A 7,105-nucleotide genomic window follows, 5' to 3' on the forward strand; every position below is an offset into this window, starting at 1 on the left:
ACTCAGCACCATAGGCAAAAATGTACCATAGCTGAGCTCACCGAGTCAAGAAAAAATTCCTATCGTGTCAGCCCGTTGGTATGCGCGGATCCTGCACCAGGTAGAAGGTCCATCTGGGCGTGTAGTCGGTCATCAGGAATTCGAAGCTGGCGGTTTTCAGCGGGTCGACCTTGCCATTCCTGAACAGCAGCCGGTCATAGGGTTCGAAATCGCGATCGAAATCGGCGAAATTGCTCGACCGGATGTTGTCCGGCGTCTTGTTGCGCTGGTCGAAGGAAAGCCCGTCGCCGAACACGCTCGGCTGGTTCAGGATCTCCTGCAATTCGAACTGGAATTCGACCCAGGCCTGGCCGCTATTGTTGAGCACCTCGATGCGCATATACATCATGCCGTTGGCGAATTCGCCGGCCTTGCCGAAGGCCTGGATCGGCTTTGTCGTGCGGATCGTCAGCGTCACCGGCGTTGACGAAGTCAGCTCTTCGGTGATGACGAACGGATCGTCCTTCGTGCCGATGCCCGAGGCGCCGGTGATGTGGAAGCCGCCAAGCTCGTCGGAGAAGGAGTAGGCGCCCGCCGCCCAGACCTTCACTTCGTCGGCGGCAGCGTGATGCGGCGCCAGCATCAGAAGGGCCAAAAGGAGCGCCCGGCGGATCCGGCCGGGCGGGAAAAGAAAGCGCGTCGATGAAAAGCCGGCTGGCCCAGGAAAGCGCATGGCGTGAAGTATGGCCGATAAGCAAGCCGTCGAACAATTAAAAAACGCGCGCCCCGCAGGCAATGCCAGGCGAAAAGCAGTCTTCCAGCCTCGCAATGCGCGACTTTTTGGCCAAAACGGCATTGTCACGTATGCGCCGGTTTCCTGTCGTCAATTGATGCGCTATGCAGCGCGGGAGCCAGCAAGATACCCGAATGGGATAAGCCAGTGCGGAGGGGTTGATGAGCGACATCGAACGCGAAAGCATGGAATTCGACGTGGTTATCGTCGGTGCCGGTCCGGCGGGCCTCGCCGCCGCCATCCGCCTCAAGCAGGTCAATCCCGAGCTTTCGGTCGTCGTCCTGGAGAAGGGCGGTGAGGTCGGCGCCCATATTCTCTCCGGCGCCGTCGTCGATCCGATCGGCATCGACCGGCTCTTGCCGGGCTGGCGCGACGAGGACGGCCATCCCTTCAAGACGCCGGTCACCGCGGATCATTTCCTGGTCCTTGGTCCTGCCGGCTCGTTCCGTCTGCCCAACATTTTCATGCCGCCGCTGATGAACAATCACGGCAACTACATCGTTTCGCTGGGCAATGTCTGCCGCTGGCTGGCGACCAAGGCCGAAGCGCTCGGCGTCGAGATCTATCCGGGCTTTGCCGCTGCCGGCCTGCTCTACAATGAGCAAGGCGCCGTCACCGGTGTCGTTACCGGCGACATGGGCGTCGAGAAGGACGGAACGCACGGCCCGGGTTTCGCACCCGGCATGGCGCTGATGGGCAAATATGTGCTGATCGGGGAGGGCGCTCGCGGCTCGCTCGCCAAGCAACTGATCGCCAGATACAAGCTTTCCGATGGCCGCGAACCGGGCAAATACGGCATCGGCCTGAAGGAACTCTGGCAGGTCAAGCCGGAGAACCACCGGCCGGGGCTGGTCCAGCATTCCTTCGGCTGGCCGCTTGACTTGAAGACCGGCGGCGGCTCGTTCCTCTACCATCTCGAGGACAACCAGGTGGCGGTCGGCTTCGTCCTCCACCTCAATTACAAGAATCCCTGGCTGTCGCCGTTCGAGGAATTCCAGCGCTTCAAGACCCATCCGGCGATCGCGGCTACGTTCGAAGGCGGCAAGCGGCTGGGCTATGGCGCGCGCGCCATCACCGAGGGCGGCTGGCAGTCGGTGCCGAAATTGTCCTTCCCCGGCGGTGCGCTGATGGGCTGTGCCGCGGGCTTCGTCAACGTGCCGCGCATCAAGGGTTCGCACAATGCCGTGCTGTCCGGCATGCTGGCGGCCGAGCATGTCGCCGAGGCGATCGGCGCCGGGCGCGCCAACGACGAACTCGCGTCCTACGAGGAAGCCTGGCGCGCGACCGACATCGGCAAGGATCTGAAGAAGGTGCGCAACGTCAAGCCGCTGTGGTCGCGCTTCGGCACCATCGTCGGTGTCGGCCTTGGCGGCCTCGACATGTGGCTGAACACGCTGTTCGGTGTCTCGCCCTTCGGCACGCTGAAGCATGGCAAGGCCGACTACGCAACGCTCGAGCCTGCCGCCCGGCACAAGAAGATCGCCTATCCGAAGCCCGATGGCGTGCTGACCTTCGACAGGCTGTCCTCGGTGTTCCTGTCCAACACCAATCACGAGGAAAACGAGCCGGTCCACCTGCTTGTCGGCGACATGGAGCTGCAGAAGCGTTCCGAGCACGATGTCTTTGCGGGCCCCTCGACGCGCTATTGTCCGGCCGGCGTTTACGAGTGGGTCGATAAGGACGGCAACGCCGCCGCCGATCCCACGGCCAAGGATGTGCGCTTCGTCATCAACGCGCAGAACTGCGTCCACTGCAAGACATGCGACATCAAGGACCCGAACCAGAACATCAACTGGGTGCCGCCGCAAGGCGGAGAAGGCCCGGTCTATCAGGGCATGTAGGCCCGCGCCGGCCGCAGCGTGCAAAGGTCCCGACGATGGCTCGGGGTCTCCCGTGGCATGTGGAACATTAGAACTGTTGAAACTGCCGCGCGCTTATGGTTCCATTCCTTGACGATAAGGAGATGGCCATGCGCCTGACGGTTCTGGCATGCCTAGTGGCGATCGGTGCGCTGTTCGGTCTGGCTTCGGCGGCCTCGGCCGGCACCAGGGTGGTGGTCAAGACGCGGACCTACGACATCACCGGGAACACGGGGCTGGCGCTAGTCCAAGCTATGGACCGCAAGGGGCCGAAGCACGGCTTCATGACGCATGCCATCGCGCTGACCGGCTACGCTGTGGATTGGGACCTCGACACCAGCCAGGACAATGGCGTCTGCCGCTTGCGGCGTGCCAACGGCACGCTCAATCTCTTCTACACATTTCCGCGTGTCGCCTCGGCCACCACCCCGACGCTCCGGAAGCGCTGGACGCGGTTCTTCGCCGGCGTCCGCGCCCATGAGGAAACCCATGGCCGCATCGCCAGGGAGATGATGCGGGCCACGGAACGATCCATCTCCGGCCTCAGGATTGCCGACGACCGGTCCTGCTACAAGACACGTCGCGAGGCACAGCGACGCATCAAGGCCACCAATGCCGCATATGAGGCCAAGCAGCTCGCTTTCGATGCGCGCGAGCATCGCGACGGCGGCCATGTCCAGCATCTCGTCATCGCTTTGGTCAGGCCCTGATCCTTCAGCCTGGCGTCTTGCCGGCCTGGACAATGGCCGCGGTCGCGGTTTCATGTTCGTCGAGCGGCTTTTGCTGGTTCAGCCTGAGCGAGAACTCCACCATGACCGGGAGGTGATCCGAGCCGGTGTCTTCCAGCCGTGTCGCCGAATGGATAGTCACGCCGCCCTTGCTGAAAACCTGGTCGATCGGCAGGCCGGCGAAGCGCCGCAGGAAATCCGGCAGCCTGATGTGGATCCAGGTCGGGCCGGCGGAAGGCATGACGGTCAGCCCGCCAAGCGCCGCGACCCGCCGCACGGCGGCACTCCATGGGGCGGCATTGCAGTCGCCCGCCATGATGGCCGTCTCGCCGAGCGCGGAAAGCGGCTCCGTCAACTCGCCGATCTGCCAGTACTGCTCGCGTGGCCAGGGCCAGCTGAGATGGATCGCGGCGACATCGACGTCGATGCCGCCGAAGTCGACGGTCGCTGTCGCCATGGCACCACGCCTTTCGCAACGCGCCTCGGTGCCGGCGGCAAAGGGCCGCCGCGAGAGCAGCGCGACGCCGAATATCTTGTTAGGGTAAGGACAGAGGATCCGGTATGGATATGCGCTGCTGATATAGCCAAGCTCGGTCGCCCACATCGCCGACACCTCGTCCAGGGTGATCACGTCGGGATTGGTCCGGCCGATCAGCGACAGCACCTTCTTCGGGGTTGGATTGTCGTAGCGCAGGTTCATCTGCAGCAGCTTGTAGATCGCGCGGTCTTCGTTCTTGGCTTCATAGGCGGCCTGAACCGGCCACAAGCGGGAGAAGGACAGCGAGCCGGAAGTGGTGGCGAAGGCCGCCACGGCAAAAAGCAGTGCCACGGCCGCTTGCAGTCGAAATGTCGTGGCCAGCAGCGGCAACGCGCAAAGCGCCATCAGCACGGCAAGATGGACGCGGAAATGCGAGAAGGAATCGAAGGCGGGATGCAGCGTTCCGAAAAACCCGGCCACCAGCGCGATCGAACAGGCCAGCATTGCCAGGAATGCAACCGAAATCAGCAATGTCCCGAAGCCCGCTCTCTCCATGCCGCCTGCTTATCGGCAGTAATGCGGCTCAATCAAGATGACGAAATGCCCATGCGATGCGTGGAACCGGCCTACTGGAACGCCGTTTCCGAAAAACTTCTGAGCTTGCGCGAATGCAACCGCTCCATCGGCATTTCCGCGAGCTTCTCCATAGCCCTGATGCCGATGGTCAGGTGCTGCGCCACCTGGCGCTTGTAGAATTCGGTCGCCATGCCGGGCAGCTTCAACTCGCCATGCAGCGGTTTGTCCGAAACGCACAGCAGCGTGCCGTAGGGAACACGGAAGCGGAAGCCATTGGCGGCGATGGTCGCCGATTCCATGTCGAGTGCGATGGCGCGAGATTGCGACAGACGCTGTACCGGCCCACGCTGGTCGCGCAGTTCCCAGTTGCGATTGTCGATGGTGGCAACGGTGCCGGTGCGCATGATGCGCTTCAGGTCGTAGCCGGAAAGGCCGGTGACTTCGGCGACGGCTTCCTGCAACGCCACCTGGATCTCGGCCAGCGGCGGGATCGGCACCCAGACCGGAAGATCGTCGTCCAGCACGTGGTCCTCGCGCACATAGGCATGCGCCAGCACATAGTCGCCAAGCGCCTGGGTGTTGCGCAGGCCGGCGCAGTGACCGAGCATCACCCAGGCATGCGGCCTCAGCACCGCAATATGGTCGGTGATGGTCTTGGCGTTGGAAGGCCCGACGCCGATATTGACCATGGTGATGCCGCCATGTCCCGATTTCTTCAGGTGATAGGCCGGCATCTGCGGCAGGCGCGGCGGTGCAACGCCTTCGCTGGGCGCGCTCTGCCCGCCCTTGGTGATGACATTTCCCGGCTCGACGAACTCCGTGTATCCGCCGCCGCCATTGGCCATCAGGTCGCGGGCGCGGGCGACGAATTCGTCGATGTAGAACTGATAGTTGGTGAACAGCACGAAGTTCTGGAAATGCTGCGGCGTGGTTGCCGTATAGTGCGACAGCCGGTGCAGCGAATAGTCGATGCGCTGCGCCGTGAAGGGCGCCAGAGGCCTCGGCTCGCCGAAGGCGACTTCGAAGGTGCCGTTGGCGATCTGGTCGTCGGTGCCGTCGAGATCGGGCACGTCGAACAGGTCGCGGATCGGCCGCTTGATGCGCTCTGCCGTCGCGCCGTCGACATGGGTGCCTTCAAGGAAGGCGAAATGCAGCGGGATGGGTGTGGTCGATTCCGACACCGTGACCGCAACCCCATGATTGCGCATGATCAGGCGCAACTGCTCGACGAGGTAGCTTTCGAACAGGCCCGGCTGGGTGATGGTGGTGGAAAAATGCCCAGGCGTCGGCATATGCCCATAGGCCTGGCGCGAGTCGATCTGGGTGAATGAGTTGGTGGTGACGCCGATCTCCGGATAGAAGGCCCGGTAGCGCTTGCCATTATCACCGCCTGCTGCCGCCAATTCTGCGAAGGAGTCGCGCAGGAACCTGGTGTTGCGATCGTAAAGCGCCTGCAGTGCCTTGACGGCCTTTTCAGCGCTATCAAAGCTTTGCCGGCCAAAAGGCTCCGGCATGACGACAGATTCGATGGCTTGTGGGTAGATTCGCTTTTCCATGGCTCAATATAGAGACTTGGATCGGCACTTGGGAGGGGTGTCGCGACCGAAGGCGGCCAAAGCGCCGTTTTTCTTCAACCGCGCTGCAGGCTGACCAGAAGCACAAAGCCGACGCCGGACTTCTTCAGGGCCGGTGCGTCGATCGTCGAGCCGGCGTCAGCGCGCATCATCGGCACGGCCAGGACCGGAGCGGCCAGAACCGTCAGGATAAGCGCCGCCCGCGGCAGAAGCCGAAGGGTCTTGAGAACGTTGGCGGCGATGCGGTTCATGGCGTTCAGCTTTTCTTTTCGAGGTCTTGGTTTCTTTGTTCAGTTGCGAAGATGGGTGGGGCAGGCGAGGCGGCAGGTTCTGGAACTGGCTTCGTCCCAGGCGCGGGCCGGACGGCCCGCTTCAGCGACGAGGATGGCGAAGAACATTCCAAACAGGCTCACCAGCAGGCAGACGATGGTGAAGCGGCGAGCAAGCATTGGGTCGGTCTCCTTCAACACGCCGGAGAATGCCCTGATGCAACTGAACCGGCTCTGATGGCGGCGTTCATCTGCGGTTCAAGATGATTGACGGGGTTTCGACGGCGCCGGCGTCGGTTGGATAGCCGCCGGCCTCCATCGAGCATCACCGGCGCAGGATGTGTCGACAAAACGAAAACGGGGCCCGTCGGGGCCCCGTCATCAGGTCGGAAAGATGCGCTCGATCAGAGCTTGTGCCAGGTCTGGCTCTTGCAGATCAGCCCGCCGAGCACGCAGCCGCTCATCTTGAGAGAGGTGCCCGACAATGTCGCCTTGCCCGAATAGGTCTTGTCGTTTGCCGGATCGGTGATGTTGCCGGCATATTTGTTGTCGCCCGTCGCCTTGAGCGAGCCGATGGTCTTGCCGGCATATTTGCCGGACTTGAGCGTGATGGAAAACGAGCCGCCGCCAGCGATGGCTGCGGTGTCGCCGGCCTGCGTCTTCCAATTGCCCTCGATCGGATCGGCCCAGGCCGCACCGGCCATGATCAATGTGGCCGCAAGGGCCAGGCTCACTCTTCGAAACATGTCTTCCTCCCTTTAGATGTCCGGCCGGATGCTCCGCCTCGGTCTGCCGCTTACGCAAACGTAAGCTAATCCAGCTCCCGGCAAAACAAAAGCGGTGCCGCAA

The 7,105-nt window shown here is 62.6% G+C and carries 8 protein-coding genes; 2 read left to right on the top strand and 6 right to left on the bottom strand.

Annotated features, from left to right (window positions below):
* Window positions 1–67: 67 nt before the first annotated feature.
* Window positions 68–712: a hypothetical protein gene (locus EN879_RS18170; RefSeq protein WP_013532621.1), complete on the bottom strand. Its 645-nt coding sequence runs from the start codon at window positions 710–712 to the stop codon at window positions 68–70.
* 221 nt (window positions 713–933) lie between these two features.
* Here EN879_RS18170 and EN879_RS18175 point away from each other — a divergent pair, with 221 nt between their 5' ends.
* On the top strand, window positions 934–2,613 hold the full coding sequence (locus tag EN879_RS18175; RefSeq protein ID WP_013532620.1) for an electron transfer flavoprotein-ubiquinone oxidoreductase: 1,680 nt from the start codon (window positions 934–936) through the stop codon (window positions 2,611–2,613).
* A 128-nt stretch (window positions 2,614–2,741) separates the two neighbouring features.
* Complete coding sequence (locus tag EN879_RS18180) at window positions 2,742–3,341, top strand: DUF922 domain-containing protein (RefSeq protein ID WP_013532619.1); 600 nt, start codon at window positions 2,742–2,744, stop codon at window positions 3,339–3,341.
* 4 nt (window positions 3,342–3,345) lie between these two features.
* On the opposite strand, the gene EN879_RS18185 is transcribed toward EN879_RS18180, so the two are convergent.
* From EN879_RS18185 to EN879_RS18200, 5 genes are all read right to left on the bottom strand, one after another.
* Window positions 3,346–4,392, bottom strand: a complete 1,047-nt coding sequence (locus EN879_RS18185) for an endonuclease/exonuclease/phosphatase family protein (RefSeq protein WP_013532618.1) — start codon at window positions 4,390–4,392, stop codon at window positions 3,346–3,348.
* Window positions 4,393–4,463: 71 nt separating this feature from the next.
* Window positions 4,464–5,927, bottom strand: a complete 1,464-nt coding sequence (locus EN879_RS18190) for an AMP nucleosidase (RefSeq protein WP_128278158.1) — start codon at window positions 5,925–5,927, stop codon at window positions 4,464–4,466.
* A 116-nt stretch (window positions 5,928–6,043) separates the two neighbouring features.
* A complete protein-coding gene (locus EN879_RS18195; RefSeq protein WP_013532616.1) occupies window positions 6,044–6,238 on the bottom strand; it encodes a hypothetical protein in 195 nt (64 codons plus the stop codon).
* 39 nt (window positions 6,239–6,277) lie between these two features.
* Entirely contained in the window at window positions 6,278–6,436 is a 159-nt protein-coding gene (locus tag EN879_RS39010; RefSeq protein ID WP_023812838.1) for a hypothetical protein, read from the bottom strand.
* Window positions 6,437–6,660: 224 nt separating this feature from the next.
* Window positions 6,661–7,002, bottom strand: coding sequence for a DUF2147 domain-containing protein (locus tag EN879_RS18200; RefSeq protein WP_013532615.1), 342 nt, complete (start codon window positions 7,000–7,002; stop codon window positions 6,661–6,663).
* Between the last annotated feature and the right edge of the window lie 103 nt (window positions 7,003–7,105).

Origin of the sequence: Mesorhizobium sp. M7A.F.Ca.AU.002.02.1.1, assembly GCF_003998535.1 — a bacterium.
Taxonomy (GTDB): domain Bacteria; phylum Pseudomonadota; class Alphaproteobacteria; order Rhizobiales; family Rhizobiaceae; genus Mesorhizobium; species Mesorhizobium ciceri.

Coding starts and splice junctions, on each gene's coding strand:
- EN879_RS18170 (WP_013532621.1), bottom strand. CDS start 712: ATGCGCTTTCCTGGGCCAGCCGGCTTTTCATCGACGCGCTTTCTTTTC.
- EN879_RS39010 (WP_023812838.1), bottom strand. CDS start 6,436: ATGCTTGCTCGCCGCTTCACCATCGTCTGCCTGCTGGTGAGCCTGTTT.
- EN879_RS18195 (WP_013532616.1), bottom strand. CDS start 6,238: ATGAACCGCATCGCCGCCAACGTTCTCAAGACCCTTCGGCTTCTGCCG.
- EN879_RS18190 (WP_128278158.1), bottom strand. CDS start 5,927: ATGCCGGAGCCTTTTGGCCGGCAAAGCTTTGATAGCGCTGAAAAGGCC.
- EN879_RS18175 (WP_013532620.1), top strand. CDS start 934: ATGAGCGACATCGAACGCGAAAGCATGGAATTCGACGTGGTTATCGTC.
- EN879_RS18200 (WP_013532615.1), bottom strand. CDS start 7,002: ATGTTTCGAAGAGTGAGCCTGGCCCTTGCGGCCACATTGATCATGGCC.
- EN879_RS18185 (WP_013532618.1), bottom strand. CDS start 4,392: ATGGAGAGAGCGGGCTTCGGGACATTGCTGATTTCGGTTGCATTCCTG.
- EN879_RS18180 (WP_013532619.1), top strand. CDS start 2,742: ATGCGCCTGACGGTTCTGGCATGCCTAGTGGCGATCGGTGCGCTGTTC.